The sequence below is a fragment of the Rhizobium grahamii genome (assembly GCF_009498215.1).
In the GTDB taxonomy this organism is placed as follows: Bacteria; Pseudomonadota; Alphaproteobacteria; order Rhizobiales; family Rhizobiaceae; genus Rhizobium; species Rhizobium grahamii_A.
The window spans coordinates 2,212,808-2,239,470 of the sequence record NZ_CP043498.1; the positions used below are offsets into that span (position 1 = coordinate 2,212,808).

Annotated in this window: 27 protein-coding genes; 14 read left to right on the forward strand and 13 right to left on the reverse strand. The window is 61.3% G+C overall.

What is annotated here, in order from left to right; all coding sequences use genetic code 11:
* The first annotated feature begins 233 nt into the window (after positions 1 to 233).
* Genes puuD through guaD form a run of 3 tightly spaced genes read left to right on the forward strand, consistent with a single transcriptional unit; the run spans position 234 to position 3,288 of the window.
* Positions 234 to 1,472, forward strand: a complete 1,239-nt coding sequence (puuD, locus tag FZ934_RS10760) for a urate hydroxylase PuuD (protein ID WP_153271061.1) — start codon at positions 234 to 236, stop codon at positions 1,470 to 1,472.
* The gene (locus FZ934_RS10765) at positions 1,469 to 1,942 is read left to right on the forward strand and encodes a hypothetical protein (RefSeq protein ID WP_153271062.1); all 474 of its coding nucleotides are present in this window, start codon (positions 1,469 to 1,471) and stop codon (positions 1,940 to 1,942) included. The genes puuD and FZ934_RS10765 overlap by 4 nt, the downstream gene beginning before the upstream one ends.
* A 38-nt stretch (positions 1,943 to 1,980) precedes the next feature.
* Positions 1,981 to 3,288, forward strand: a complete 1,308-nt coding sequence (gene guaD, locus FZ934_RS10770) for a guanine deaminase (protein ID WP_153271063.1) — start codon at positions 1,981 to 1,983, stop codon at positions 3,286 to 3,288.
* Between the two features lie 56 nt (positions 3,289 to 3,344).
* On the opposite strand, the gene FZ934_RS10775 is transcribed toward guaD, so the two are convergent.
* A complete protein-coding gene (locus FZ934_RS10775; protein ID WP_153271064.1) occupies positions 3,345 to 4,238 on the reverse strand; it encodes a LysR family transcriptional regulator in 894 nt (297 codons plus the stop codon).
* A gap of 123 nt (positions 4,239 to 4,361) precedes the next feature.
* Here FZ934_RS10775 and FZ934_RS10780 point away from each other — a divergent pair, with 123 nt between their 5' ends.
* Genes FZ934_RS10780 through FZ934_RS10790 form a run of 3 tightly spaced genes read left to right on the forward strand, consistent with a single transcriptional unit; the run spans position 4,362 to position 6,530 of the window.
* A complete protein-coding gene (locus FZ934_RS10780) occupies positions 4,362 to 4,757 on the forward strand; it encodes a (R)-mandelonitrile lyase (RefSeq protein WP_153271065.1) in 396 nt (131 codons plus the stop codon).
* Between the two features lie 14 nt (positions 4,758 to 4,771).
* Positions 4,772 to 5,761 (forward strand): aldo/keto reductase, encoded by a 990-nt coding sequence (locus tag FZ934_RS10785; protein WP_153271066.1) that lies wholly within the window; start codon positions 4,772 to 4,774, stop codon positions 5,759 to 5,761.
* Between the two features lie 31 nt (positions 5,762 to 5,792).
* On the forward strand, positions 5,793 to 6,530 hold the full coding sequence (locus tag FZ934_RS10790; RefSeq protein ID WP_153271067.1) for an SDR family oxidoreductase: 738 nt from the start codon (positions 5,793 to 5,795) through the stop codon (positions 6,528 to 6,530).
* A gap of 69 nt (positions 6,531 to 6,599) precedes the next feature.
* Here FZ934_RS10790 and FZ934_RS10795 read toward each other — a convergent pair whose 3' ends face one another.
* Positions 6,600 to 7,451 carry a LysR family transcriptional regulator gene (locus FZ934_RS10795; RefSeq protein WP_153271068.1) on the reverse strand — a complete coding sequence of 284 codons (852 nt, stop codon included), beginning with the start codon at positions 7,449 to 7,451 and terminating at the stop codon, positions 6,600 to 6,602.
* 94 nt (positions 7,452 to 7,545) lie between these two features.
* Here FZ934_RS10795 and FZ934_RS10800 point away from each other — a divergent pair, with 94 nt between their 5' ends.
* Both FZ934_RS10800 and FZ934_RS10805 read left to right on the forward strand, forming a co-directional pair.
* Positions 7,546 to 8,514 carry a quinone oxidoreductase family protein gene (locus FZ934_RS10800; protein ID WP_153271069.1) on the forward strand — a complete coding sequence of 323 codons (969 nt, stop codon included), beginning with the start codon at positions 7,546 to 7,548 and terminating at the stop codon, positions 8,512 to 8,514.
* A 76-nt stretch (positions 8,515 to 8,590) separates the two neighbouring features.
* The gene (locus tag FZ934_RS10805; protein ID WP_153271070.1) at positions 8,591 to 9,733 is read left to right on the forward strand and encodes an alpha-hydroxy acid oxidase; all 1,143 of its coding nucleotides are present in this window, start codon (positions 8,591 to 8,593) and stop codon (positions 9,731 to 9,733) included.
* A 7-nt stretch (positions 9,734 to 9,740) separates the two neighbouring features.
* Here the strand turns inward: FZ934_RS10805 and FZ934_RS10810 are convergent, their stop codons facing one another.
* From FZ934_RS10810 to FZ934_RS10850, 9 genes are all read right to left on the reverse strand, one after another.
* Entirely contained in the window at positions 9,741 to 10,481 is a 741-nt protein-coding gene (locus FZ934_RS10810) for a metallophosphoesterase family protein (RefSeq protein ID WP_153271071.1), read from the reverse strand.
* Between the two features lie 3 nt (positions 10,482 to 10,484).
* Positions 10,485 to 10,841, reverse strand: coding sequence for a hydroxyisourate hydrolase (gene uraH / locus FZ934_RS10815; protein WP_153271072.1), 357 nt, complete (start codon positions 10,839 to 10,841; stop codon positions 10,485 to 10,487).
* Complete coding sequence (locus FZ934_RS10820; protein ID WP_153271073.1) at positions 10,838 to 11,338, reverse strand: ureidoglycolate lyase; 501 nt, start codon at positions 11,336 to 11,338, stop codon at positions 10,838 to 10,840. Before FZ934_RS10820 ends, uraH begins: the two co-directional genes overlap by 4 nt.
* 1 nt (position 11,339) lies before the next feature.
* The gene (locus FZ934_RS10825; protein ID WP_153271074.1) at positions 11,340 to 11,702 is read right to left on the reverse strand and encodes a HepT-like ribonuclease domain-containing protein; all 363 of its coding nucleotides are present in this window, start codon (positions 11,700 to 11,702) and stop codon (positions 11,340 to 11,342) included.
* On the reverse strand, positions 11,699 to 11,989 hold the full coding sequence (locus tag FZ934_RS10830; protein WP_153271075.1) for a nucleotidyltransferase family protein: 291 nt from the start codon (positions 11,987 to 11,989) through the stop codon (positions 11,699 to 11,701). Before FZ934_RS10830 ends, FZ934_RS10825 begins: the two co-directional genes overlap by 4 nt.
* Before the next feature lie 44 nt (positions 11,990 to 12,033).
* Entirely contained in the window at positions 12,034 to 12,531 is a 498-nt protein-coding gene (gene uraD / locus FZ934_RS10835; protein ID WP_153271076.1) for a 2-oxo-4-hydroxy-4-carboxy-5-ureidoimidazoline decarboxylase, read from the reverse strand.
* Positions 12,531 to 13,454, reverse strand: coding sequence for an allantoinase PuuE (gene puuE, locus FZ934_RS10840; RefSeq protein WP_153271077.1), 924 nt, complete (start codon positions 13,452 to 13,454; stop codon positions 12,531 to 12,533). The genes uraD and puuE overlap by 1 nt, the downstream gene beginning before the upstream one ends.
* A 99-nt stretch (positions 13,455 to 13,553) precedes the next feature.
* Complete coding sequence (locus tag FZ934_RS10845; RefSeq protein WP_113358785.1) at positions 13,554 to 14,276, reverse strand: DUF1045 domain-containing protein; 723 nt, start codon at positions 14,274 to 14,276, stop codon at positions 13,554 to 13,556.
* A gap of 113 nt (positions 14,277 to 14,389) precedes the next feature.
* A complete protein-coding gene (locus tag FZ934_RS10850; protein ID WP_153271078.1) occupies positions 14,390 to 15,565 on the reverse strand; it encodes an NAD(P)/FAD-dependent oxidoreductase in 1,176 nt (391 codons plus the stop codon).
* Between FZ934_RS10850 and mnmD the strand changes: the two genes are divergently transcribed.
* A complete protein-coding gene (gene mnmD / locus FZ934_RS10855) occupies positions 15,564 to 16,280 on the forward strand; it encodes a tRNA (5-methylaminomethyl-2-thiouridine)(34)-methyltransferase MnmD (protein ID WP_153271079.1) in 717 nt (238 codons plus the stop codon). The two genes, FZ934_RS10850 and mnmD, sit on opposite strands and share 2 nt — an antisense overlap.
* Here the strand turns inward: mnmD and FZ934_RS10860 are convergent.
* Complete coding sequence (locus tag FZ934_RS10860; protein WP_153271080.1) at positions 16,270 to 19,497, reverse strand: response regulator; 3,228 nt, start codon at positions 19,495 to 19,497, stop codon at positions 16,270 to 16,272. The two genes, mnmD and FZ934_RS10860, sit on opposite strands and share 11 nt — an antisense overlap.
* 309 nt (positions 19,498 to 19,806) lie before the next feature.
* On the opposite strand from FZ934_RS10860, the gene FZ934_RS10865 reads away from it, so the two are divergent.
* From FZ934_RS10865 to FZ934_RS10875, 3 genes are all read left to right on the forward strand, one after another.
* Entirely contained in the window at positions 19,807 to 20,196 is a 390-nt protein-coding gene (locus FZ934_RS10865; protein ID WP_153271081.1) for a hypothetical protein, read from the forward strand.
* Positions 20,197 to 20,529: 333 nt separating this feature from the next.
* Positions 20,530 to 22,227 carry a DEAD/DEAH box helicase gene (locus FZ934_RS10870; protein WP_153271082.1) on the forward strand — a complete coding sequence of 566 codons (1,698 nt, stop codon included), beginning with the start codon at positions 20,530 to 20,532 and terminating at the stop codon, positions 22,225 to 22,227.
* Between the two features lie 177 nt (positions 22,228 to 22,404).
* Positions 22,405 to 23,046 (forward strand): bleomycin resistance protein, encoded by a 642-nt coding sequence (locus FZ934_RS10875; protein WP_153271083.1) that lies wholly within the window; start codon positions 22,405 to 22,407, stop codon positions 23,044 to 23,046.
* Here FZ934_RS10875 and FZ934_RS10880 read toward each other — a convergent pair.
* Positions 23,043 to 23,954, reverse strand: a complete 912-nt coding sequence (locus tag FZ934_RS10880) for a DMT family transporter (protein WP_153272424.1) — start codon at positions 23,952 to 23,954, stop codon at positions 23,043 to 23,045. The two genes, FZ934_RS10875 and FZ934_RS10880, sit on opposite strands and share 4 nt — an antisense overlap.
* A 355-nt stretch (positions 23,955 to 24,309) precedes the next feature.
* Here FZ934_RS10880 and FZ934_RS10885 point away from each other — a divergent pair, with 355 nt between their 5' ends.
* Together FZ934_RS10885 and FZ934_RS10890 are read left to right on the forward strand one after the other, a co-directional pair.
* Positions 24,310 to 25,719 carry a circularly permuted type 2 ATP-grasp protein gene (locus FZ934_RS10885; RefSeq protein WP_153271084.1) on the forward strand — a complete coding sequence of 470 codons (1,410 nt, stop codon included), beginning with the start codon at positions 24,310 to 24,312 and terminating at the stop codon, positions 25,717 to 25,719.
* Complete coding sequence (locus FZ934_RS10890) at positions 25,719 to 26,660, forward strand: alpha-E domain-containing protein (protein WP_153271085.1); 942 nt, start codon at positions 25,719 to 25,721, stop codon at positions 26,658 to 26,660. The genes FZ934_RS10885 and FZ934_RS10890 overlap by 1 nt, the downstream gene beginning before the upstream one ends.
* Positions 26,661 to 26,663 lie beyond the last annotated feature (3 nt).

Consider the following 26,663-nt stretch of genomic DNA (forward strand, 5'->3'; position numbering starts at 1 on the left):
AGCCGCGCTCGTCTCAGCGGAATAGAGCGACGGCAACGGTTCACAGGCGCTGAAGGCCCTGCTCACGCATGGCTCAGGGTGCTGGCAGGCATCGCCCGTGGGTCTCAAAACTTCGTTACCACGGTCGGATCTGCCTTATTGCCGGCAACAGCGAGGGATGGCACCTTTATCCCCTTTCCTCCAACCGCGACTCTCTGCAAAGTAGCGAGTCGGAGGAAGAACAGGGGAACTAGATGTATGAATACGCCATAGCGTGGGAATGGCTGGCCTTTGCGGCCCGCTGGTTCCACGTCATTACCGCGATCGCCTGGATTGGCTCGTCCTTTTATTTCATTGCGCTCGATCTCGGCCTTGTGAAGCGCCCGCATCTTCCGCCCGGCGCCTATGGCGAAGAATGGCAGGTTCACGGTGGCGGCTTTTATCACATCCAGAAATATCTCGTGGCTCCGGCACAGATGCCCGAGCACCTGACCTGGTTCAAATACGAAAGCTATTTCACTTGGCTCTCCGGCTTCCTGATGCTCTGTATCGTCTACTATGGCGGTGCTGATCTCTTTCTGATCGACCGGCATGTGCTCGACATCAGCTCCCCGGTGGCGATCCTGATCTCGCTGACTTCGCTCGCCGTCGGCTGGCTCGTCTATGATCTCCTGTGCAAGTCGCCGCTCGGCAAGAACACCTGGGGCCTGATGGTCGTGCTCTACGCAGTGCTGGTGTTCATGGCCTGGGGCTATACGCAGCTTTTCACTGGCCGCGCCGCCTTCCTGCATCTCGGCGCCTTCACGGCGACGATCATGTCGGCCAACGTCTTCATGATCATCATCCCGAACCAGAAGATCGTGGTCGCCGACCTGATCGCCGGGCGCACGCCCGATGCGAAGTATGGCGCGATCGCCAAACAGCGCTCGCTTCACAACAACTACCTGACGCTGCCTGTCATTTTCTTCATGCTGTCGAACCACTATCCACTGGCTTTCGGCACGGCCTACAACTGGGTGATCGCCGCTCTCGTCTTCCTGATGGGCGTCACCATCCGCCACTGGTTCAACACCACGCATGCCCGCAAGGGTCGCCCCACCTGGACCTGGATCGTCACCGTCATCCTCTTCATCCTGATCATGTGGCTGTCGACGGTGCCGAAGGTGCTGACCGGCGAAAAGGATGCACAGGCTGTCGCGCCCGCGTTCCAGCAATTCGCCGGCGACGCACACTTCCCCGCCGTCAAGCAGCTTGTCGGGACGCGCTGTTCCATGTGCCACGCCGCCGAGCCCGTCTACGAGGGGCTGGCGCGGCCGCCGAAGAATGTCGTTCTTGAAACCGATGCGGAGATCGCCGCGCATGCGCGCGAAATCTACATTCAGGCGGGCCGCAGCCACGCCATGCCGCCCGGCAACGTGACCGATATCACGCCGGACGAGCGCAAGCTGCTCGTCGCCTGGTTCGAAAGCGCGGTCGAGGGCAAGCCGGAATGATAAAAGGCCTCCCAACCGTGCTTCTGGCCAATCTCATAGCCCTTCCAGGGCTGGCGTGGACGGAAGCGCGGGCTGAGGAGGCCAATGCAAAACAGGAAGACGTGAGAACGACGGGCACCGTGCCTGCTAATATCACGGCCCCCACCGATCTTTGGGGCGAGATCAATGTGCTGGGCACCAGCCCCTTCTGGGCATTCCGCATCCGCGAGGATCAGATCACCTTCAGCCGGGCGGGCAAGAACGACGTCATCACCATCAACCCCGGCCCAATGGCACCGACTAAAGACAGCGCGACATGGACCATCACCCACCCGCCGTCGCACTACACGCTGACGCTGACCAGGGAGACCTGCGTCGACGGCGCATCCGGGAGGCGTTACGATCTCGCGGCAAAGCTGGTATTTCAGGGCAGGACACTATACGGCTGCGCCGCATCGGTGGCAGCCCTTCCAGCCAAGCCTGCTCCCTGAGACTGACGACGACACGCAATCGATAAAGGCGAACGCCCATGACCCAAACCCTCCTCCGCGGCCGCCTGCTCTCCTTCGTCAAGGCACCTGAGAGCCTCACCGACAGCGAAAGCTATCGCTATGAGACCGATGGCGGCCTGCTAATCAATAACGGCCTGATCGTCGAGAGCGGCCCATATGCCGAGGTCAAGGCGAAGGTTACAGCCGATGCGGTTGAGATCGACCACCGCCCGCACCTGATCATGCCTGGGTTCATCGACATGCACCTGCACTTCCCGCAGATGCAGGTGATCGCCTCCTACGCGGCAAACCTGCTGGAATGGCTGAACACCTATACCTTCCCCGAGGAATGCCGCTTCGTTGAAAGCGCCCATGCGCAACGTATCGCCGGACATTTTTACGACGAACTCGTGCGCCACGGCACGACGACGGCGGTCGCCTACTGCTCCGTCCACAAGACCTCCGCCGACGCCTTCTTTGCCGAGGCGCTGAAGCGCAACATGCGGATGGTCGGCGGCAAGGTGATGATGGATCGCAACGCCCCGCAGGGCCTGCTCGACACGCCGCAGATGGGCTATGACGAAACCCGCCAGATCATCGCCGAATGGCACGGCAAGGGCCGCAACCACGTCGCCATCACCCCGCGCTTCGCCATCACCTCGACGCCGGCGCAGATGGAAGCCACCCAGGCGCTCGCCCGCGAGTTTCCCGACCTGCACATCCAGACGCATCTCTCCGAGAACCACGACGAGATCAAGTTCACTTGCGAGCTTTATCCCGAGGCGATCGACTACACCGATATCTATGCCCGCTATGGTCTCCTCGGCGACAAGACGCTCTTCGGCCACTGCATCCATCTCTCGGATCGCGAAGCCGATGCGATGAGCGAGGCAGGCTCGGTCGCGGTCCATTGCCCGACCTCGAACCTCTTCCTCGGCTCCGGCCTCTTCCCGTTGAAGGCGCTCGGTCGCCGCGAAAAACCGGTGCGAATTGGCGTCGCCACAGATATCGGCGGTGGCTCCAGCTATTCGATGCTGCGCACCATGGACGAGGCCTACAAGATCCAGCAGCTGCTCGGCGAACGCCTGAACCCGCTGGAAAGCTACTACCACATGACGCTTGGCAACGCCCGGTCGCTGTCGCTTGCCGACCGGATCGGCACGCTCGATGTCGGCTCCGACGCCGATATCGTCGTCCTCAACGCCGCCGCGACGCCCGCCATGGCGTTGAAGATGGAGGTCGTGAAGACGCTGCCGGAAGAACTGTTCTTGCTGCAGACCATGGGCGATGACCGCGCGATCGTGGAGACCTATGTGGCGGGCGTCGCAGCCAAGAGCGCGATCTGAGGTCCGAGGCAATCCGACAGACCGCCCGCAAGCAGCGGGCGGATTTTTCGCGCATCTTACCCTCGATAGCGAAGCGCATTGACCAGCAGGGCGAAGGCCGGCGACGTCTGCCGGCGGCTCGTATAGTAGAGATGATACCCGGGGAACGGCGCGCACCAATCCTCAAGCACGCGAACGAGTCTCCCATCGGACAGAGGCTGCCGCACCAGCGCTTCCGGCACGAACGCCAGACCGAGCCCCGAAAGGGCTGCGTTCAGCCGTAGCTGCGCGTTGTTAAACACGAGCTGCCCCTCCACGCGCACCTTCACTTCGCGCCCTTCCTTCTCGAACTCCCAGGCATAGACCCCGCCATAGGTCGGCAGGCGCAGGTTGATGCAGTTGTGGTCGGTAAGCTCGGCAGGCGTCTGCGGCTTCGGGCGCCGTTCGAAATATACAGGTGCTCCGACGACAGCCATCCGCATATCAGGCCCGATGCGCACGGCGATCATGTCCTTTGCCACCTGCTCGCCAAGGCGGACGCCAGCGTCGTAACGCTCGGCGACAATGTCGGTCAGCCCGTAGTCAACGATGATCTCGACATTGATATCGGGATAATCAGGCAACAGTTTTTCCAGCGCCGGCCAGAGAATAGCGTCGGCGGCGTGCTCTCCTGCCGTAATGCGTATCGTACCCGCCGGCTTCTCGCGAAATTCGCTGAGGGCTGCCAGCTCACTCTCGATCTCGTCGAAACGCGGCCCGATCGAACCCAGTAGCCGCTCGCCTGCCTCCGTCGGCGACACGCTGCGCGTCGTGCGCGTCAGCAGCCGCAGACCGAGACGTGTTTCAAGACCGCGGATCGTATGGCTGAGCGCCGATTGCGAGACCCCGAGCTTGGCCGCGGCCTTCGTGAAGCTTCTCTCCCGGGCCACGGCCAGAAAGGCGATGAGGTCGTTGATCGATTGCCGCGTCATTCATGAATCCTGCTCATAAGATCATGCCGTTTATACCATCTAATCGTAGGAAAGCATCCGCACTAAATCTTCTTCCGAACGTCAGCCGAGCGGCACGCTCCTGAGCTCACGAAAGGACGAAAGATGAAAATCAAGCGAAACGGCTCCGATCCATCCGCCAAGGGACCCGCGGATTATTTCACCGGGACGGTCCGCATCGATGCACGATTCGAGGGGACGGCACCGGCGCGCGTCGGCGGCGCGACAGTGACCTTCGAGCCCGGCGCCCGCACCGCCTGGCACACCCATCCGCTCGGCCAGACGCTGATCGTCCTCTCCGGCAGCGGTCGCGCGCAACGCGACGGCGGACCTGTCGAAGACATCCGCGCCGGCGACATCGTCTGGTTCGAACCGGGCGAGAAGCACTGGCACGGTGCATCCGCAACAACCGCAATGACCCAAATCGCGATCGCCGAAGCCCTCGACGGCAAGGTGGTCGACTGGATGGAAAAGGTCAGCGACGAACAATACCAGGGCTAGGAAAGGGAAATTCCATGCAAAAGCGCACACTCGGAAATAGCGGCCTCGAACTATCCGCCCTCGGCCTCGGATGCATGGGCCTGAGCTACGGCTACGGCCCGGCAACGGACACTGCAGACGCAATCAAATTGATCCGCGCCGCCTTCGAACGCGGCGTCACCTTCTTCGACACCGCGGAAGCCTACGGCCCCTACAAGAACGAAACCCTGCTCGGCGAGGCGCTTGCGCCGTTCCGCGACAAGGTCGTCATCGCCACCAAATTCGGCTTCAACTTCGGCCCCGATGGCGGCCAGAGCGGCATGAACAGCCGCCCCGCCCATATCAGGGAGGTTGCCGACGCGGCGCTGAAGCGCCTCAACACCGACGTGATCGACCTCTTCTACCAGCACCGCGTCGATCCCGATGTGCCGATCGAGGATGCCGCCGGTACGGTCAAGGACCTTATCACCGAAGGCAAGGTCAAGCACTTCGGCCTCTCCGAAGCGGGCGCCAGGACGATCCGCCGCGCACATGCGGTGCAGCCCGTCGCCGCCCTGCAGAGCGAGTATTCGTTGTGGTGGCGCGAGCCGGAACAGGACATCCTTCCGACGCTCGAGGAACTTGGCATCGGCTTCGTTCCGTTCAGCCCGCTCGGCAAGGGCTTCCTGACCGGCGCGATCAACGAAGCGACCGCCTTCGACAGCAAGGACTTCCGCAACGTCGTTCCGCGCTTTTCCGCCAAAGCTCGCAAGGCCAATCAAGCGCTCGTCGATCGCCTCGGCGAGATCGCCCGCGACAAGGGAGCAACGTCGGCGCAGATCGCGCTTGCCTGGCTGCTGGCGCGCAAGCCCTGGATCGTTCCGATCCCGGGTACGACAAAGATGCACCGTCTGGAAGAGAACATCGGCGCAGCCGCAGTCCAGCTGACGGGTGACGATCTTGCCGCCATCGAAACCGCGCTCGCCGGCATCAAGGTCGAGGGCGACCGTTACCCGGCACATCTCCAGGCAAGGGTCGACCGCTGAGCGGCGGCGAAGCGAAGGGAAAGGATCTGTCATGACTGACGGCATCAAGGACAAGGTCGTCGTGATCACCGGCGCAAGCAGCGGCCTTGGCGAAGCTGCGGCCCGGCGCCTGGCAAGGGACGGTGCCAAACTCGTTCTCGGTGCCCGGCGTCTCGACCGGCTGAATGCGATCGCTGATGAACTCGGCCTCGCCTCGGATGCCGTCGTCGAGACCGACGTAACCAAGGTCGATCAGGTCAGACGCCTGGTCGATCACGCTGTTCGGCTGCACGGCCGCATCGACGTCATCATCAACAATGCCGGCCTGATGCCGCACTCTCCGCTGGAGCGCGGCAAGGTCGAGGATTGGGACCGCATGATCGACGTCAACCTCAAGGGCGTGCTCTACGGCATTGCCGCGGCGCTGCCCCATATGAAGGAGCAGAAAAGCGGCCATGTCATCAACGTCTCGTCGGTGGCCGGCCATAAGGTCAATCCGGGTGGCGCCGTCTATGCCGCGACCAAGCATGGCGTGCGCGTCATTTCGGAGGGGCTGCGGCAGGAGGTAAAGCCTTACAACATCCGCACGACGATCATCTCGCCGGGCGCCGTTGCCACCGAACTGCCCGACAGCATCACCGAACCTGACGTCGCCGAGCGCGTCCGCAAGGTCTACGAGATGGCGATCCCGGCCGATTCTTTCGCGAGCATGGTGGCCTTCGCCATGAGCCAGCCGGAGGATGTCGACGTCAACGAAATCCTGTTCAGGCCAACTAGGCAGGAATATTGAAATAGAAGGCGGCCGCAACAGGCCGCCTATCACCACCGACCACCTCTGCCCGCGAAATGCGCGCAGCTGCTAACTTGACCACGCGATCGATTTCAGCGCCTCCATGACAACCCGGATGATCGGCACATTACGGATGTCCGCGTGCACGACGAGCCACAGTTCCCGCATCAGAGGCTGCGGCTGCGGGATCGCCGCGACGAGATCATCGACACCCGCAAGCATGAAGTTCGGCAGCATGGCGATGCCGCCGCCGGCGCGCGCCGTCGCCAGCTGGAATTCCAGTGTCGTGGCCCTTAGCGCCACCCTCCTCCCCTCGGTTGCCTCGGCAAGCCGGATCGACTGAGGTGCGCTGGCCATCGTCTCGTCATAGGCAATAAAGGTTCTCTGCGCCTCCGGCGTGGCGGCCAGATAATCAGCGGTGGCATAGAAGCCGAAGCCGATCTCTCCGAGCTTGCTGATGACGAAATTGCCCTGCTCCGGTTTCGTCATGCGAACCGCAATATCGGCCTCCCGCCTGTCGAGCGATGCATAGCGCGTCTCTCCGACGATGGTGATGCCGATATCCGGATGCCGGGTTCGCAAGGCGACGAGCGCTGCCGGCAACGTCGCCGCCGCAAGGGTCGGCGGCGCGCTGATCCTGACCTCTCCGGCAAGCGTCGCACCGGCGGCAAGCCCCAGCCGTTCAACGGCCTGCGCCTCCTCGCCCATCCGCTCCGCCATTCCCGCGACCCGCTCGCCCTCCGGCGTCAGCACGATGCGGCGGCCGCGCCGGTCGACCAGCTTCAAGCCCATCTGTTCCTCAAGCCCGGCAACCCGACGGGCGACGGTTGCGTGCTCCACGCCAAGGTCACGAGCGGCCCCGAGCAACGTCCCGGCGCGAGCGAGCGCCGCGAAATGGCGAAGGCTTTCCCAATCGATCATTGTTCAATTTTTCCCAGTCAATGAGAAGTAATAGGGAATTTTCGATCACAACACCATGCGCGATGATGCCGGCAATAGCAATCGGAGAGTACCCATGGACAAGGTCGTTACACTTCTCGCCCCCGGCGGCATCGAACAACTGCAGGTTTCGGAACAGGCGCCCCAGACGCCCGCTGCAGACGAGATCTGCATCCGCCACGACGCGATCGGGATGAATTTCCTCGATATCTACCACCGACGCGGGCTCTACGCCTTGCCGGCATATCCCGCCGTCCTCGGCGTCGAAGGCGCCGGCACGATCGAAGCCGTGGGGAGCGCGGTCACCGCCCTGAAGCCCGGCGACCGCGTTGCCTATGCCGGCGCGCCCGTTGGCGCCTATGCCGCAACGCGCCTCCTGCCGGCAGCCCGCGCCGTTCGCCTGCCCGATGACGTGCCTTCCAAGGTCGCGGCCGCGTCCATGCTGAAAGGACTGACGGCATATATGCTGCTGACGAAGACATATCGCGTCGAGCCCGGAACCACCGTTCTCATCCATGCTGCCGCCGGCGGGCTTGGAAGTATTCTCGTGAAGTGGGCAAAACATCTCGGTGCCACCGTCATCGGCACGGTGAGTTCGGAGGAGAAGGCCGATCTCGCCCGCGCCTACGGTGCGGACCATCTGATCGTAGGTCGCGACGCCGATGTCGTCGCGGCGGCCAAGGCGCTCACCAACAACGGCGGCGTCGATGTCGCCTACGACGGGATCGGTGCCGGCATGCTTGCAAAATCCATAGCATCCGTCTGTCCGTTCGGCGTCGTGGCGACGATCGGACAGGCCGGCGGACCGATCCCGCCCGTCGCGGTCGACGCGCTTCGTCCCGGAAAATCGCTCACGCATCCAAGCATCATGGCTTACATCACGGACACGCCAGCATACCTGGCGGCGGCTGAGGCCGTGGTCGGAATGCTGGCATCAGGCATCACTGCGACGATTGCCCGCGAATACCCTCTCGAGGAGGCTGCGCAAGCCCAGCAATTCCTCGAGGACGGACGTGCCGCAGGCAGCCTGATTCTTGTTCCATAGGCGACGAAAGAGATACACAAAGCCTCGGAAATCATGTTAAGGGCCATGGCATTATTCAGATGTGAAAGTCTTATCCATGGCCAATCCTCTCACAATTGCCGATCTCAAGAACCTCGCACAGCGCCGTGTCCCGAAGATGTTTTTCGACTATGCGGATTCCGGTGCATGGACGGAGTCGACCTATCAGGCAAATGAGAGCGATTTCGCCAAAATCAAGCTTCGCCAGCGCGTTCTCGTCGACATGACGAACCGTACGCTGGAGACGACCATGATCGGCCAGAAGGTCTCGATGCCGGTGGCGCTCGCGCCGACCGGCATGACCGGCATGCAGCACGCCGACGGCGAGATGCTGGCAGCCCGCGCCGCCGAGGAAGCCGGCGTCCCCTTCACGCTGTCGACGATGAGCATCTGCTCGATCGAGGACGTCGCTTCGGTCACCACGAAGCCCTTCTGGTTCCAGCTCTATGTCATGCGCGACAAGGATTTCGTGCTGAACCTCATCAACCGCGCAAAGGCTGCGAAATGCTCGGCCCTGGTGCTGACCGCTGACCTGCAGATCCTCGGCCAGCGCCACAAGGACCTGCGCAACGGCCTTTCCGCCCCGCCGAAATTCACCCCAAAGCACATCTGGCAGATGGCGACGCGCCCCTTCTGGTGCCTCGACATGCTGCAGACGAAACGCCGCAGCTTCGGCAACATCGTCGGCCATGCGAAGAACGTCTCCGACCTCTCTTCGCTCTCCTCCTGGACGGCCGAGCAGTTCGACCCGCAGCTCTCCTGGGCCGACGTTGCCTGGATCAAGGAACAGTGGGGCGGCCCGCTGATCATCAAGGGTATCTGCGATGTCGAGGACGCCAAGTCTGCGGCTGAAACCGGCGCCGACGCGATCATCGTCTCCAACCACGGCGGCCGCCAGCTCGACGGCGCTCCGTCGTCGATCAGCATGCTGGAGCCGATCGTCGATGCCGTCGGCCACAAGGTGGAAGTGCATCTGGACGGCGGCATCCGCTCTGGCCAGGACGTCCTGAAGGCAATCGCCCTCGGCGCCAAGGGCACCTATATCGGCCGCCCCTTCCTCTACGGCCTCGGCGCCATGGGCAAGGAAGGCGTAACGCTCGCCCTCAACATCCTGCGCAAGGAAATGGATGTCACCATGGCGCTTTGCGGCAAGCGCGACATCAACGACGTCAACCGGTCGATCCTGCTCGGCCGTCAGTAAGAACGAGCTACGGCAACCAGCCTGTCGCAAGCGCGCCTGCCCATTCCGGGCGGGCGTTTTCTTTTGCAAGACGCGACATGGCCATGTGGTCGTAGGCAACCGTACGGAACTCCGGAAGCCAGCCGCCTTCACCTTTCTCGAGGATGCAGTAGGACGCCATCGGGTGGCCGGTTTCGACCTTGTGGTAGTACGGCAGGTCGTCGTCATAGGCGGGGCAACCGACACTGCCGGGATTGACGATCAGCCTGCTGTCGCTGAGGCGAACCATGCGCGGAATGTGGCTGTGGCCGCAGAGAACAAGCGAAAAATCCGCTCCCACAGCCAGCGCCTCGATTTCCGCCAGCGGTTTCAGGAAGACGTGGCCATCCGCTGACACCGACTCCAGCCAATAGGTGTTATCGTCAGCTGGCGTCGCGTGGCAGAGGTACACCTCGTCACGATAGACAGCGCTCGTCGGCAACCCACGCAACCAATGCAGGTCGTCGGCTGTCAGCTGATCGAACGCGGCTGCATCCGACGCATGCATGGTCTCACGCGGCCGGTCGATCAGATAGCGATCGTGATTGCCGCGAACGGTCAGCATATCCCGTGCCCGCAACACCTCGGCCGTGCGCCCTGCCGTCAGCGGACCGCTGAAGCAATCGCCGAGATTGACGATGTCGGTCACACCCTGAGCCGCGATGTCGGCCAGCACGGCCTCGAGCGCCAGATGATTGCCGTGAACATCCGCGATCGCCGCAAACCGCATGGCTTAGCTTCCGCGATAGGTCGAATAGCCGTAGGGCGAGATCAGCAGCGGCACGTGGTAGTGCGCGGCCACGTCGGCGATGCCGAAACGGATGGGGACAAGGTCCAGAAACGCCGGATGCGGCAACGCGACACCCGCTGCGCGCAGATAGTCGCCGGCATGGAAGAGGAGTTCGTAGGTCCCCGCCTTGAAGCTATCGCCGATCAGGATCGGCCCGCCGTCGACGCGTCCGTCGGAATTGGTCGTGACCGTCTTGACGTGATGCCTGCTATCACCGTCGAGGTGGAAGAGATCGATCCGCAATCCCTCGGCCGGCTTGCCGGATGCGGTATCGAGTACGTGGGTGGTCAGTCCGGTCATAGGCAGGGCTCGCTGATGATGAAGGGTGTTTCGAAGAAATATTCTTCCAGATTGTTGCCTGGCCCTTCGCGATCGACGACGACGAAATCGCTGACGGCGCGAAGCGACATCAGCGGATGATGCCAGACGTTGCGGCGATAGTTCACGCCCTGATCGCCACGCGCCAGGAACACTTGCGGCCGGCCCGGCTTGCCATCCTCGTCCTCGGAAACGACGACAAGGTAAGGGTGAGCGGAAATCGGCGAAAAACTCTGGCTGCCGAAAGGATGCCGCTCCATCATGCCGATCTCATAAGGAAAGGCACGGGGCTGCCCCCGGAACAGGTTGATGATGACGCGCGCGCCCTCACCGACCGCTTGTGGGGCTGCGAGCGCATGGAAGCGCTCCGTTGTTCCGTTATTGATATAGCGCATCGTGGCCGGATCGGCCTCGATGACATCACCGAAAGGCGCAAATGCGGATTTGGTCAGCAGCTGCACATTGAGGAATTCTGTCACGTCATTCGCCTTGTATGCGCCAGTGGCGCAAGGATTCGAGCTCGGAAATCAGCGTCTGCAGGTCGCGCCGCACAGTGGTCCAGATAGCCGAGAGATCGGCCCTGTAGTAGTCGTGGACGATAAGATTTCGCATGCCACAGATTCGGGCCCAGGGTAGCTCCTGATGCTCTTCAAGAAAGTCGGGATGACTGGTGGCGATCCGTGATGCCGCCTCCCCGAGCAACACCAGCGACATGGTGACTGCAAGCTGCGTCCGCAGGTCGGACAGGAAGGCTTCCTCGTCCATATTCTCGGTCAGCATCCGCGCCTGCTCGGCGGCGGCGTGCATTCTGTCGATATAATCGGCCAGCCTCTCCGCGCTCATATACGGGTCGCTTCCGCCAGAACACGCTCGCGAATCTTTTCCGGCAAGCCGCCTGATGTCACCAGATCCACCTTCACCCCCAGAATATCCTTCAACTCTTCCAGCAGTCCCCCGAGATCAAACAGCGACGTGCCGGGCAACGTATCGACAAGAATATCGAGATCGCTGTCAGCCCGATCCTCGCCCCGTGCCACTGAGCCGAAGACACGAGGATTCGCCGCGTTGAAGCGCTTCGTCGCTTCGCGGATCGCCTGCCTGTTCTTCTCCAGTACTTCTGACGGCTTCATGAGACAACTATAGGTCACGGATCAACAAGAGAAAAGCGCGCCACCTAGCGTGTCGGCAGCAGAGCTTCGAGACGCAAGAGCGCAATACGTTCGACCTGAGCGGTGGCGGTTTCGAACTCCTCATCGCGCGTATTGTTGATGCGCTTTTCGAAGGCGGCCAGGATGTCGTCCTTGTTCAAGCCCTTGACGGCAATAATGAAGGGAAAGCCGAACTTCTCGACATAGGCGGTGTTGAGCTCGGTGAACCTGGCATGCTCGGCCGCGCTCAGTCGGTCGAGCCCGGCACCGGCTTGTTCCTTCTTGCTATCTTCGGTGAGTTCGCCTGCGATCGCCAGGCGTCCGGCAAGATCAGGGTGAGCGCGCAGGACCCCCAGCCGCTCCTCCGGGCTTGCCGCCCGGAAAATCGCGACCAGCGCCGTATGCACCCGGTCGACTGTCAGTTCGTCTCCAATGAATCCGTCGTCATAGGAACGCTCGGCAACGAAGGGCGAGTGTTCGAAAACACCGCCGTAACGCGATACAAACTCGTCACGCGACAGCATCAGATCGTCTCCGGCTTGTGGTGGTTATGCCAGTGCTTTGCGATATCAAGACGCGTCGGCACCCACACTTTGTCGTGCTTCAGCACATATTCCATGAAGCGCTTCAGCGCCGCGGCACGCCCGGGACGGCCGACGAGACGGCAATGCAGGCCGATCGACATCATCTTCGGGCTGCCGGCCTTACCTTCTTCATAGAGGGTATCGAAGGCATCCTTGAGATAGGTGAAGAACTGGTCGCCCGAGTTGAAGCCCTGCGGCGTCGCAAAACGCATATCGTTGGTCTCAAGCGTGTAGGGAATGATCAGGAACGGCTTGTCGTCGACGCCTTTCACCCAGAACGGCAGGTCATCGGCATAGGAGTCCGAGGAATAAAGGAAACCGCCCTCCTCCATGACGAGACGCAGCGTGTTGTCGGAGGGCTTGCCCTGATACATGCCGTAGGGGCGCTCGCCTGTCAGTTCCGTGTGCAGACGCACGGCTTCCTGAATGTGCTTGCGCTCGACATCTTCCTGGAAGTCCTTGTATTCCAACCAGCGGTAGCCGTGGCTCGCGATTTCCCAGCCGGCATCTTTCATCGCCGCAACCGCCTCCGGATTGCGCGCCATCGCCAGGGTCACTCCATAAACGGTGGCCTGAACGTTGAGCTCGGTGAACATGCGCCACAAGCGCCAGAAACCGGCGCGCGAGCCATATTCGTAGATCGATTCCATGTTGAGGTTGCGCTGGCTCGGCCAGGCGGCAGCACCGACGATTTCCGACAGAAGGTTCTCGGAAGCCGGATCGCCATCAAGGATGCAGCTCTCGCCGCCCTCTTCGTAATTGATGACGAACTGGACGGCGACGCGCGCGTCTCCCGGCCACTTCGGGTCGGGTGTGTTGCGTCCATAGCCGATCAGATTGCGCGGATAAGTCTCGGATACCATGAAATCACCTTCCTGAAAGTCGGCGAAACGGTAACACCCACGCAGGGAATGTCGAGACGGAAAGTACGCAACAGAGTTTTGCCTTTACGGCACAACCCTTTAGGCGGGGACGGCGACGCGCTCCTTGCGCGCGCTGACTTTGCCGATCGGATGCAGCGAATGCACACGAAACGGCCCGCCATTGCCCTCTTCCATCAGCAGCGCCACGTTGGAGACCTGGATCGGCGAGGAAAGAACCGGCTCGAACACACTTCGCAGCGCCTGCTCGACCCGTGGCATGTCTTTATGATCGATCGGCCCCGATAACGGCATGTGAAAACGGAACTCATCCATCACATAGGGGCATCCCCAGCGATGCAGGTTGGCGAACTGCGCGGCCGAAAGCCCGCCCGGATCGCTGCGCTCGATGTCGGCATCACTGAGCGGCGCGCGAAAATGGTCGAAATGCTGAACGATGGCCGACGAGAGGTAGTGGATCTGCTCACATGGGAGAGACGGCACAAGGCTGTAAAAATCGCCCGTCCTGGCAACTTCTAATTGCGAGATACGAAAGGGCGCCAAAGTGCCGCAGAACCGCATGAGTTCCCGAAGAAGCTGCGCCTCCGACATATCGGACGCCAACCGGAACGGCGCCTTCAACGCACCGTGAAAACCATATCGACGGGGGACAGCGGTATGGAAGGCGATCTCATGGATACCCAAGCCGCGAATAGCGCTCGGCTCGACCAGTTCGCCTGAAAATACATTCCTGCCGAGCCAATTTGCAGCCACATGCGACAGCGGATCGCTCGCAGGGGGCGTGAAACAAATGGCGTAACGCATGACCAGTCCTCCGTCGGCCAGCGGATCCTGAATCATATCCTCTCCGCTGCTGCGCAAGCAGATAGGTGATTTGCATGACAGATTGACGAAAGGCAGCGACTGCTAATTCACGCCTAACGCGAAGCGACGTCGATATGGCTGGACAAAAGGAAGCTTTCCGGAAGCTCGAAGGCAGGCCTTTGCCCCGCAACGGTGCGCACGACCGCTTCCGCCAATCGGTGCGCGATGCCGAAGCTGACCTTGAAGCCGCCCGTCAATGCCAGGAGCCTGTCACAGGCAGGATGCGCCCCGACCATCGGATCGCGATCGATTGCTTTCGGCCGCAATCCGGCCCAGCGCTCCAGAACCTCGGCACCTCGAAGCGCCGGCACAAGCTCTTGCGCAGCCACCAGCAAAGCATCGAGCTGATCATCGGTGGTGAATGGCGTCTCGAAGCGGTTCTCGCTCGTACTGCCAACCGCCACGTGCCCACCCTCGTGCGCGACGACGTAGAGACCGTCCCGGAAGATCGTCGGCAAAGAGGGATCGACGTCTGCCTTGAGAAGAGCCGCCTGTCCCTTGACCGGCTGGCCGAGCGGTTTGGTGAGGCCGCTCGTCAGCTCCGCCAGCAACGGAAACGATTGGTATCCGGCAGCAACGATGCAATGTCCGAACGCGATCGGGCCCGCGCCGCATTGCGCAAGACGTCGATCGAGATCGATGCTCTCGAGCGCGGCGTTTTCCAGTATCCGAACATGGCTTGCGGCCCGAAGGAAGGCCGTCAGCATCGCAATGAGTGACCGTGGTGCGACGCGACCGGCAAGAGTATCGTAGACGGAGCCCGCGCTGTCGTCGGCATCGAGCCAGTCATTGACCGGCGGCCTGTCGAGCACGTGCCAGTGAAAGCGGCGCTCCGAGGCATGCCAGCGCGTTTCGGCGTCCGCAGAATGACCAAGGGCGATCTGCCGGAGGTGTGGCTTCGGCAACGGAATGAGGCGCCCGGATCGGCGATAGCCGGCTGAGAGGCCCGTCTGCTCCTGCAAATCCGCGATTTCCGTTTCCAGCGATACCAGCGCGTCGAACTGAAATTGCTTCTTCGCGTTCCATTTGTCAGGCATGTGCGGCATCAGCGCGCCGAGCAGGCCGCCGCTTGCTCCCTGCCCCAATCGGCCCGCCTCGATCAGCACCGTATCGATGCCGAGACGCTCGGCATGAACTGCCGCCCAAAGCCCCATCACGCCGCCGCCGACGATCAGCAGCGAGGCGGACGATTGACCAGAAGGCAAGGCCGGACTATCGGCTGTTGGCATGACAGTTACGGATCCCGATGAGATTGGCATGACGCAGCAGCCACTGGAATGGCGCGACGGCGATATGCCCTATTCGACCGCCTTTGGCGATCACTTTTATTGCCAGACGGACGGGCGGCTCGAGTGCGGCCATGTCTTCCTTTCCGGCAACGGCCTGCCTGCGCGGTGGCAGGATGCGGCGAGCTTCCGGATCGGTGAACTCGGCTTTGGCACCGGACTGAACTTTGCCGAAACCTGGAGGCAGTGGAAACATATCCGCGCGCCCGGCCAGCATCTGCACTTCACCTCGTTCGAGCTTTACCCGATGCGGAGAGAGGAAATCGACCGCGCGCTTGCGCATTGGTCCGAGATCGATGCCGAACGCATCGCGCTCGTAGTCGCCTGGCCTGACGTACCGCATGAGACCGTGTCGTTGATGCTCGACGACCAGACGACGCTGAATGTTGTCTGCGGACATGCGTTCGCCGGCGTATCGGCTGCCTCTCCAGGCTTCGACGCCTGGTATCTGGATGGTTTTGCCCCATCGCGCAACGCCGAGATGTGGTCTGAAGACCTGATGCGGCTCGTCTGCGAAAAAACCACACCGGGCGGCACCTTCGCGACCTATGCCGCGGCGGGCTTCGTACGCAGAAATCTGATTGCTGCGGGTTTTACGGTCGAACGCAGGAGCGGTTTCGCGGGCAAGCGCGAAATGCTGTGCGGCGTCAGGGCCTAGAACCCCTCAGGGGTAGGTCGCTACCCGGTGCCTCGGCCATGCCAAGCCAGTGTGCGATCTTCTCTTCGAGGAGTTCCGGGCTGATCGGCTTTGACATGTAGTCGTCCATCCCGGCATCGAAGCAAAGCTCGCGGTCGGTCTCAAGAGCATGCGCCGTCACGCCGATGATCGGCACCCGATGCCCCTGACCCCGTTCAAGTTCCCTGATCCTGCGCGTGGCATCGTGGCCATTCAGGACAGGCATGGAAACATCCATCATGATGATGCGCGGCGTATGCGCCTCCCATGCATCGACGGCTTCCTGCCCGTTGTTGACCACGAGAAACTTGAGGCCGGTGGCTTGCAGGATCTGTGTGAAGACGATCTGGTTGACGTCGTTGTCCTCGGCCACAAGCACATCGATGAACGAGGGAACCGATACGTCCTGCCGAACCTCTTGTGCGGGCTCGGGGGCCTCGACTGTCAACCGGGCGCCGCTTTCGGTGGCCTTGCGGATGCGGTTTGCCCTGACGACCTCGACGATCGTGTTGCGCAGGACATTGGCACGCGCCGGCTTCATCAGATGCGCCTGGCCATTCAGCGCCGCGAACTCTTTTTCCGTGCCTGAGATATCCATCGATGTCAGGAAGACGATCGGCAGGTCGCAGTATCGCGGATCAGCCCGAAGATTGCGGGCAATGTCAGCACCGTTCATCCCGGGAATCTGGTAGTCGAGAACGATTGCGTCGATCTCCATGCCGCATCCATGCGCCGCCTCGAGAATGGTGAGGCCTTCGATGCCGTCCTCCGCAGCCGCGCCATCGAACCCCCACAGCGAAAGCTGCTCGGTCAGGATCTGACGATTGACGGCATTGTCATCGATAACAAGAACGCGGGCGTTCTTGACGTTGATCGGAAGCGGCTTCGGATCAAGGCGCGCAGCCGCGATCGTGAACGGCAGGCTGACGGTGAAGACAGAGCCCTGGCCGGGCGCGCTGTCGACGTCGATGTATCCGCCAAAGAGGTCGACCAGACCAGACGTGATCGCAAGACCGAGGCCGGTCCCCTCGTGACGGCGGGTCGAGGAGGAATCGATCTGCGAGAACTTGCCGAAGATGGAGTCGAGACGATCCTTCGGCATGCCGATCCCAGTATCCTCTATCCGCAGGATCGCCATGATTTCGTCAGCCGCACCGCTCTTATAGTCGAGATCGACGAGGACATGGCCGCGCTCGGTGAACTTGACGGCGTTGCCGACAAGATTGGTGACGACCTGCCGGAAACGGCCCGCATCGCCGATGATCGCCATAGGCAATCCTGGCGCCGCGCGTACCAGAAGCTCGATTCCCTTCTCCGCAGCCATAGACGAAAGCAGGGTTACCACGTCCTCGACCGCTTCGACCGGGTCGAAGGTTGTTCGGCGCAAGGTCATCTGGCCGGAGTCGATCTTCGAAAAATCCAGGATGTCGTTGATGATGGTCATCAGCGCATTGCCCGATTTCACAATGATGTCGATGAACGTCTTCTGCCGGGTGTCGAGGTTGGTTTTCGCCAGCAGTTCGGCCATGCCGAGCACGCCGTTCATTGGTGTCCGGATCTCATGGCTCATGTTCGCCAGAAATTCGGACTTCACCTTGTCGGCCGCTTCGGCACGCTCGAGCAGGACGGTCAGATCCTCCTCGCGGATCTTCATCGAAGTGATGTCCGTGAATACAGCGACCCAGTGCCGACGTTCGCTGACACTGACCTCCATCTTCACCCAGCGGCTATCGCCAACGCGAAAGAGTTGCGAGGCGGGAAGGCCCTGAGCGAGCGAACCGCGCAGCCCGTCGAGCACACCCGCAGCATCTTCCGTGAAATCGCCGCGCGCGGAGCAAAAGGCGAACAGCCCGCTCCAGTCACGGCCGATCGCCAGCATTTCGGCGGGAATGTCGAGCATGCCGGCAAGCGCATCGTTGCTCAGCAGGATTTCCTCATCCTGCACCACCAGAAGGCCCTGCGACATCGCAAGCGTCGCATCGCCCATCAACTCGCCGAGGCTTTCCAGCGCCTCGCGCGCTGCGTGGATTTCCTGCTCGTGCCGGCGAACCGTCGAGAAGTCGGCATAGGTCAGAAGGATACGATCCTTCGATATGCGTCGGCTTTCAACGAGCAGGGAGCGGCTGCCCCAATTGATCTCGGCGGGCGGCAACTGGATTTCCGAACGGAACTGGCTGACTCGCCGCTCGAACATCTCTTCCGCCGTCACGCCGGGGCCATAGCGGCCAAGCCCGTGATTATACTCGATGAGCTCCATGAACGGACGCCCTTCGAAGCGGCTCAACGGCAGGTCCGATATCGTATAGAACGCCTCGTTACCGTAGAGGATCGTCAGATCGCTCTCGAGAATGAGCACCCCGACCGGCAGTGAATTCAGAATGCTGGCCATGTCGCGGTGCAGGATCTCGGTCTGCACCTGGGAAGCGATCAGCTCGCGCTCACGGTCCTTCAATAGCGAGACGTCCGAGAACGAGCCGACGACGTAGCGCTTTCCTTCCGGCCGGTCGATACGGTTGATGCGGGCGAGAACCGGGTGGAGCTTGCCGCCGGCACCGGGCAGCAGGCTTTCGACCTCGGCCGCCTCGCCCGTTTCCAATGCTGCGAGGTTGCCGCGGTGAACGACGCCACCGGCGGCCTCGCCGAACATCTCCTGCTCCGTCTTGCCAAGCATTTCGGCACGCACTTTGCCGGTGAAGGCTTCGTAGCAGGCATTCGCATAGATCAGCCGATGGTCGGCATCCCGGACGAAGGCTGCAACAGGCAGTGCCTCCATGATGGAGCGCAGCAGTTCCGCTTCGGTATCATAATCGATGGCCGGGATGGTCGGCGCTTCCCGTCGCCTCGTACGACCGGCGGCCTCGAAAAGACCGAACACGTACACGCGGTCTTCCGACACCGTGAAGCTTTCGATCCGCACGCGATCGTGGGCTTCGCCGGCGGCATCGAAACAGATCGCGGTTTCCTCGCTGGCAAAAACGAGCGCGCGGCGTTCCTTGTCCTCACGATCCTCTTCTTCCGGCCGGTCGAAAAGCTCGCGGCTGCGGCGGCCGATAAAGTCCGAAATCTCCATGCCGAAGAATTCGGCATAAGCGCGGTTCACCGCCACATAGCGAAGTTCGCTATTCTTGACATAGGCGGGACTAACCAGATCAACGATCCGGCGGCACGCCAGCTCGAGAAGGTCGCCCGTGAATGTCAACAAATCACTCCGCAGCAAAGAAATTAAGGAAAGCTGTTTGAGGCGACTATAGTCACCCGCACTTTAACAACGCATTAACTATGACCGTCCGGCGAAACGAAAGAGTATGCAGAAAACCGCCAAGTCTAAGCCATCGAAATCTTTCTTCGATCGGAGTAGAATTGCCGGACAACTGACCAAAATAGAGGAACTGCAGCAGCTTCTCATTCGTTTACCGACAGGTAGTGAAGCCGCATCCGTCAGGCTGCTGATCGACGTCGATTTTACTAACGATTTCAATAGGCACGTCATCCATGAAAGGAGACGACAATGTCCGTAGTTCACAAAGGCGTGGCAGCGGGCCTGATGGCAATCACGTTAGCCACTACTATGCCGGCAGGTTCCGCGCAGGCTCACTCTCATGATTACTTCTGGGGCGGTGTCGCGGCAGGCGCCGTCGGAGGGATCCTGCTCGGTTCCGCCATGCGCCCGTATCCCTACACATACGGCTATCCCGATGGCTACGGCTATCCGTATGCCTATGGCTATCGCTACGGCTATCCGGCCTATCGAGCCTACTATCCGTACCGGCCCTATTATCGCGCTTATCGGCCCTATCCCGCCTATCGGCCGGCCTATTATCAGGCTCGTCATTGCCGCCTGGAATGGAGGCGCAACGGCTGGGGTGAAGCCTATCGCGTAAGGGTATGCCCCTACTGAGCAGGGATGACCGAACGAGTTCTTTTTTGGCGTGGCGTCAGCCGATGATCCCTCGCCTCTCTTGACTTTTGAGCAAAACTGGACCAAATGCAGGCCAGCTTTCACCTTCCGGCCGCCGCGTGAGCGTGCCCCTGCCAGCAAATAGGATGCAGGAAGAAGGACAAAAGCGCATTTCGAATAGACCGCATCTAGAAGACGCGGCAGAAGCGCTGGAAAGCTTTTTCCAACAAGACAAGTTCCCACTTCACGCGGGGTTCTTGACGCCAGAGTAACACCGGACCGCAGACCCGCGTTCCGGCGAATTTGTTTTGGCGCCCCTGAAAAGGTTATGACTTGACCAATTTTGAATCGCTTGGTGTCTCCAAGCCGATCGTCGCCACATTGTTCCAGCTCGGCATCGAAACGCCGACCCCCATCCAGGAAAAGGCGATCCCGCTTCTTCTCGAAGGCCGCGACCTGATCGGCCTCGCCCAGACCGGCACCGGCAAGACGGCCGCATTCGGCCTGCCGCTCATCGAAAAGCTGATCCCGGAAGAACGCCGGCCCGACAACCGTACCACCCGTACGCTGATCCTGGCTCCGACCCGCGAACTGGTGAACCAGATCGCCCAGAACCTGAAGAACTTCCTGCGCAAGTCGCACCTGCGCATCAACGTCGTCGTCGGCGGCGTATCGATCAACAAGCAGCAGCTGCAGCTTGAAAAGGGCACCGACATCCTGGTCGCCACCCCCGGCCGCCTGCTCGATCTCGTTGCCCGCCGCGCCATCGGCCTGACCGCTGTGCGCTATCTCGTGCTCGACGAAGCCGACCAGATGCTCGACCTCGGCTTTGTGCACGACCTGCGCAAGATCGCCAAGATGGTGCCGAAGAAGCGCCAGACCATGCTGTTTTCAGCCACCATGCCGAAGTCGATCGCCGACCTCGCCGGCGAATATCTGACGAACCCGGTTACCGTCGAAGTGACGCCTCCCGGCAAGGCTGCCGATAAGGTCGAGCAGTATGTTCACTTCGTCAACGGCAAGAACGACAAGACCGACCTCCTGAAGAAGTCGCTGACCGAGAACCCCGATGGCCGCGCCATCGTCTTCCTGCGCACCAAGCATGGCGCCGAGAAGCTGATGAAGCACCTCGAGCACGTCGGCTATTCCGTTGCGTCGATCCATGGCAACAAGAGCCAGGGCCAGCGCGAGCGTGCCCTCAAGGCTTTCCGTGACGGCGACATCAAGACGCTGATCGCCACCGACGTCGCCGCCCGCGGCATCGACATCCCGGCCGTCAGCCACGTCTACAACTACGACCTGCCTGAAGTTCCCGACGCCTACGTGCACCGCATCGGCCGTACGGCCCGCGCCGGCCGCGACGGCATCGCGATCGCCTTCTGTGCTCCCGATGAAACCCGCCTGCTGCGCGACATCGAACGCCTGATGAACATCTCCATCGCGGTTGCGAGCGGCGAAGCCCCGGCCAACATGAATGCGGCACCGAAGCGCGGTAACGGCAACAATCGCGGCCAGGGTCGCGGTGGTGAAGGTCGCAATGGTGAAGGCCGTGGCGGCGAAGGTCGCGGCGATGCCCGTGCCCGCCGTCCGGAGCGTCGTGCACGCCCGGAAGCCGGCAACGAGGTTCGCGCCAACAACGAGGAGCGCCGCGAGCGTCGTCCGCGTCCGGAACGCCAGACCCAGCGCAACGAAGACTTCCGCGGCCAGCGCCGTGGCGAGTCTACGCCGGTGACGGCAGGCCCGGATAACGATCTGGCGACGACGTCGGACTTCCGTGGTGCAGGTGCGCCTCGCAAGCAGCAGCGCCCGCAGCATGGCAACCATGCCAACTCGAACGGCGAAAACCGGCATCATCCGGGCGGCGGCGCCCGCAACGCACATGGCCGTCCGGCTCGCAAGCACGGTGAAGATCGTGGCGCGCAGGCCCATGGCGGCGGTGAGCGCGGCGAACGTCGCGAAGGCAATGGCGGCAACCGCCGTGGCGGTCCTTCGCGCGGTGGCAATGGCGGCCAGCGCCGCGAACGCGCCTAATTCGAAAGAAAGGGCGGGAAAAATCCCGCCCTTTGCAATACCCATCTCATGGCGGTCTCGCCTTGTGGTGATCAGCCCGCTGCATTAGCATGATGATGCTGCTGTAGGGCGCGTCGGCTTCGGGCCGGAGGGGCATTGCCCGCCTACGTACGACAAAGTCAAACGTAGGCCGCACCCATGCCAAATATCGAAAACCTCAAAAAACAAGCCAAGTCATACCTGCGATGGCATCGCGAACGGTACTATCCGGTTGCTGCCCAGATCAGGTGGATCCTGCCGAGATATCGAGATCAAAGCGATCGAGAGATATTGGACGCCGACTTCAAGCTCAGCGACGCACAGGAGCTTGTTGCCCGAAAGCATGGCTTTGCGGATTGGCCCGCGCTGGTCAAAGGGATCGAAACCATTGCGAAACCGACAGCATCTGACGGGAGACGTCCGCTCGTCCTCTCCGCCGAGCCGCAACTCTTCGTCTCCGATATCAATGCTTCATGCCAGTTCTATGTTCGAAAATTGGGTTTTGAAGTGGCATTCCATTACGGAGAACCGCCATTTTATGCCCAGGTGTTTCGCGATGGCGCACGCCTGAACCTGCGAAAGGTGCACGCGCCTGTCTTCGACGCGGGCTTCCGAGCGCGAGAGGTCGACGCCCTCTCCGCAACATTGACGATCGATGATCCGAAACAGTTGTTCCTGGAATATCAGGCTGCCGGCGCCCCATTCCATCAGCCTCTGCGGGCCGAGCCATGGGGCGCCCGCACCTTCATCGTGCAGGACCCCGATGGAAACCTTATCGCCTTTTCAGGTGAAGCTACCTAGGTCCGCTGCAGCTCGGTCATATCTTGTGGAGCGACCTTCGCTCGCCGGTTTGTCAAATAGACGCCCATCACGACCACGATGGTGCCGAGGATCAGCGGAAGCGTCAGCGGCTCGCCGAAAGCGATGAAAGCTTCGAGCGCCACGGTCGGCGGCATAAGATAGATGAGTGAGGCCGCCCGCGAGACCTGTCCGCGGCGGATGAGATAAAGCAGCAGCCCGACGCCGCCCATCGACAGTCCGACGACCGACCAGATGAGCGCGGCAATGGCCTGTACCGATCCGTCGAAATGCATGCGCTCGAAGGAGAGCATCAGCGGCACGGTGACGATGATGGCACCGACATACTGCAACGTCGCGATCGGCAGCAGGCTGCCCGTCTGCAGATGCTTCTTCTGATAGAGCGTGCCGTAAGTGACGGAACACATCGCGATCAGATTGATCCCGAGAGGCACGACGGCACGCGCCAGATTTGCCGTGGCCGGATCGAGAAGCTTTGGCGATATGGCAATAGCGATGCCGAGAAAGCCCAGCAGCAGACCCAACCGCTGGATGCCCTGCAAGCGCTCGCCGATCAGGAGGGGCGCGGCCATTGCCGTCAACAGCGGTTGCAGGGCGGCAATGATACCGGAGATGCCGGCCGGCACCCCATTCGCAATCGCCCACCACAGGCCGCCGAGATAGAAGCCGTGCAGGAACATGCCGGAATAGACAGCCCTGAAGGCAACCGCCCTACGCGGCCAAGCCGCACGCATGGCAAGAGCGAGGCTGAGAAACGCCAGCGCCGATAGCGCATACCGCACCACGAGGAAGGTGAAGGGTTCCGAGTGGATGGCGGCATATTTGGCCACGACCCAGCCGGTCGACCAGAGAAGAACAAAGATGGCAGGAGCAATGCGATCAAGCGACATGAATGGATCCTGGGGCAAGGGATTGCCGCACTGATAGCCGACAGACCGCTCCGCCGTCAAAGGCGAAGCATTGATGCTTACCTGCAGTTTCATTGATCAGTGACTCGAGCAGCCGCGTCCGTCTCGGCTTGAAATTCAATCGGACGACGAACCGAAAATAATCAGCTGCTTATATTTTGAGCGACCGCCAGGGATTGACAGTGGCAGCGGTCAGGCCAGATTTTGATAAATGCCCAGTTTTTCGGCTCTTTTCGCCGTTCCGGAGGATTTTACGAATATCGCCCTCGAACTGTGCATGGTTCTTGCATTGCTTATTGCGTTGTATTCAAATGAACAAAAAAGGGGAGCCACACCTTTGGCATTTGATGAAATGATCACCGGGGACGAAAGTCCTCGTCAGCCATATGAAAAATACTTTGAGTGGTACAACAACCAAGATCGAGCGCATCTGATTGCCAAATCCCGGGACGCGGAAAACATCTTCCGAAAGACCGGCATTACCTTCGCGGTCTACGGACACGCAGACTCTTCCGAAAAGCTCATCCCCTTCGACATCATCCCCCGCATCATCTCAGGCCGCGAATGGCGCAAGCTCGCGCAGGGCATCGAGCAGCGGGTGATCGCGCTCAACGCCTTTCTCGATGACATCTACCACAAGCAGGAGATCATCCGCGCCGGTCGTATTCCGCGCGAACTGATCGAAAGGAACGACGCCTTTCTGCCGGAGATGATCGGCTTCAGGCCACCGGGCGGCGTCTATACGCACATCGTCGGCACCGACATCGTTCGAACAGGCGAGGACGAATTCTACGTACTCGAGGACAACGCCCGCACACCATCAGGCGTCAGCTACATGCTGGAAAACCGCGAAACGATGATGCAGATGTTCCCGGACCTGTTCCATGCCAACAAGGTGCGGCCGGTCGAGGACTATCCCTATCTGCTGCGCCAGAGCCTGGCATCGCTGGCGCCTCCCGGCTGCAAGGGCAAACCGCGCGTCGCGGTCCTCACTCCCGGCATCTACAATTCCGCCTATTACGAGCATTCGTTCCTGGCCGACACGATGGGCGTCGAGCTCGTCGAGGGCTCGGATCTGCGTGTCATCGACGGCAAGGTGAAGATGCGCACGACCCGCGGCTACGAGGCGATCGACGTGCTCTATCGCCGCGTCGACGACGACTTCCTCGATCCCCTCACCTTTCGGCCGGATTCCGCACTCGGCATCCCCGGCATCATGGACGTCTACCGCTCCGGCAATATCACCATCGCCAATGCGCCGGGAACCGGCATCTCGGACGACAAGGCGATCTATTCCTACATGCCCGAGATCGTCGAGTTCTACACCGGGCGCAAGCCGATCCTCGAAAACGTGCCGACCTGGCGCTGTTCGGAGCCGCAAAGCCTCAGATACGTGCTCGAGCATCTGGAGGAACTGGTGGTCAAGGAAGTCCACGGCTCCGGCGGCTACGGCATGCTGGTCGGCCCGACAGCTTCGAAGAAGGAACGCGCCGACTTCGCTGAAAAGCTGAAGGCGAAGCCCACCAACTACATCGCGCAGCCGACGCTTTCGCTCTCGACCGTGCCGATCCTCGTCAACAAGGGAATTGCGCCGCGCCACGTGGACCTGCGCCCCTATGTTCTCGTCTCCGACAAGGTGCAGATCATCCCCGGTGGATTGACCCGCGTAGCCCTGAAGCAGGGTTCGCTGGTGGTCAATTCCAGCCAGGGCGGCGGCACAAAAGATACCTGGGTATTGGAGGACTGATGCTCGGAAGAACTGCAAACGGACTCTATTGGATGTTCCGTTATTTCGAACGCGCCGAAAACATCGCGCGCCTCATCGATGCCGGTCTGCGCATGTCGCTGACGAGAAGCGGAACCGGTGACGACGATTGGGATGGCGTCCTGCAAAGCGCCGGCGTCCGCGAGGCTTATGACGAGGGCCATAGCAAGCTGACGAGCGCCGATGCGATCGACTACCTGCTGCGCGACCGGAGTAACCCGTCAAGTGTCATGTCCTGCGTCGATTACGGGCGAAACAATGCCCGCATGGTGCGCACCGCTCTGACCCGGGAAACCTGGGAGGCAACGAACGAGTTCTGGATCGAACTGAAGGCGCTGCTGTCCAAGCGTCTGAAGGCAGCGGAGTTGCCGGAGGCGATCGACGCCATCAAGCATCGTGCCGGGCTGATCCGCGGCGCCTTCCATGGCTCCATGCTCAGGAACGAACTCTACAACTTCGCGCGCATCGGAACCTTCATCGAGCGCGCCGACAACACCAGCCGTATTCTCGACGTGAAGTATTACGTGCTGCTGCCTTCGGTCTCCGCCGTCGGCACATCGATCGACAACATCCAGTGGGAGTCGATCCTGCGCTCCGTCTCCGCCCATCGCTCCTACAGCTGGGCCTATGACGGCGAATACCGGGCGATGAATATCGCCGACTTCCTGATCCTCAATGGCCAGATGCCGCGCTCGCTTGCCTATTGCTACGAAAAGATCGTCAGCGAACTCGGCTACCTCGCCAAGGAGTACGGCGAACGGCTGCCCGCGCACGATACCGCGGACGCGATCCGCAAGACGCTCCAGACGCGGGCCATCAAGGAGATCATGGATCAGGGACTGCACGAGTTTCTCGAGGATTTCGTCACGCGCAACAACCAGCTCGGCATGGAAATTTCCGACGGTTACCGGTTCTATGCTTAGGTG

Coding starts and splice junctions, on each gene's coding strand:
- FZ934_RS10830 (WP_153271075.1), bottom strand. CDS start 11,989: ATGAAGCCGTCAGAAGTACTGGAGAAGAACAGGCAGGCGATCCGCGAA.
- FZ934_RS10765 (WP_153271062.1), top strand. CDS start 1,469: ATGATAAAAGGCCTCCCAACCGTGCTTCTGGCCAATCTCATAGCCCTT.
- uraD (WP_153271076.1), bottom strand. CDS start 12,531: ATGCTGTCGCGTGACGAGTTTGTATCGCGTTACGGCGGTGTTTTCGAA.
- FZ934_RS10795 (WP_153271068.1), bottom strand. CDS start 7,451: ATGATCGATTGGGAAAGCCTTCGCCATTTCGCGGCGCTCGCTCGCGCC.
- FZ934_RS10800 (WP_153271069.1), top strand. CDS start 7,546: ATGGACAAGGTCGTTACACTTCTCGCCCCCGGCGGCATCGAACAACTG.
- FZ934_RS10780 (WP_153271065.1), top strand. CDS start 4,362: ATGAAAATCAAGCGAAACGGCTCCGATCCATCCGCCAAGGGACCCGCG.
- FZ934_RS10850 (WP_153271078.1), bottom strand. CDS start 15,565: ATGCCAACAGCCGATAGTCCGGCCTTGCCTTCTGGTCAATCGTCCGCC.
- uraH (WP_153271072.1), bottom strand. CDS start 10,841: ATGACCGGACTGACCACCCACGTACTCGATACCGCATCCGGCAAGCCG.
- puuE (WP_153271077.1), bottom strand. CDS start 13,454: ATGGTATCCGAGACTTATCCGCGCAATCTGATCGGCTATGGACGCAAC.
- FZ934_RS10790 (WP_153271067.1), top strand. CDS start 5,793: ATGACTGACGGCATCAAGGACAAGGTCGTCGTGATCACCGGCGCAAGC.
- FZ934_RS10890 (WP_153271085.1), top strand. CDS start 25,719: ATGCTCGGAAGAACTGCAAACGGACTCTATTGGATGTTCCGTTATTTC.
- puuD (WP_153271061.1), top strand. CDS start 234: ATGTATGAATACGCCATAGCGTGGGAATGGCTGGCCTTTGCGGCCCGC.
- FZ934_RS10810 (WP_153271071.1), bottom strand. CDS start 10,481: ATGCGGTTTGCGGCGATCGCGGATGTTCACGGCAATCATCTGGCGCTC.
- FZ934_RS10865 (WP_153271081.1), top strand. CDS start 19,807: ATGTCCGTAGTTCACAAAGGCGTGGCAGCGGGCCTGATGGCAATCACG.
- FZ934_RS10845 (WP_113358785.1), bottom strand. CDS start 14,276: ATGCGTTACGCCATTTGTTTCACGCCCCCTGCGAGCGATCCGCTGTCG.
- FZ934_RS10880 (WP_153272424.1), bottom strand. CDS start 23,954: ATGTCGCTTGATCGCATTGCTCCTGCCATCTTTGTTCTTCTCTGGTCG.
- FZ934_RS10785 (WP_153271066.1), top strand. CDS start 4,772: ATGCAAAAGCGCACACTCGGAAATAGCGGCCTCGAACTATCCGCCCTC.
- FZ934_RS10805 (WP_153271070.1), top strand. CDS start 8,591: ATGGCCAATCCTCTCACAATTGCCGATCTCAAGAACCTCGCACAGCGC.
- FZ934_RS10775 (WP_153271064.1), bottom strand. CDS start 4,238: ATGACGCGGCAATCGATCAACGACCTCATCGCCTTTCTGGCCGTGGCC.
- FZ934_RS10825 (WP_153271074.1), bottom strand. CDS start 11,702: ATGAGCGCGGAGAGGCTGGCCGATTATATCGACAGAATGCACGCCGCC.
- FZ934_RS10875 (WP_153271083.1), top strand. CDS start 22,405: ATGCCAAATATCGAAAACCTCAAAAAACAAGCCAAGTCATACCTGCGA.
- mnmD (WP_153271079.1), top strand. CDS start 15,564: ATGACAGTTACGGATCCCGATGAGATTGGCATGACGCAGCAGCCACTG.
- guaD (WP_153271063.1), top strand. CDS start 1,981: ATGACCCAAACCCTCCTCCGCGGCCGCCTGCTCTCCTTCGTCAAGGCA.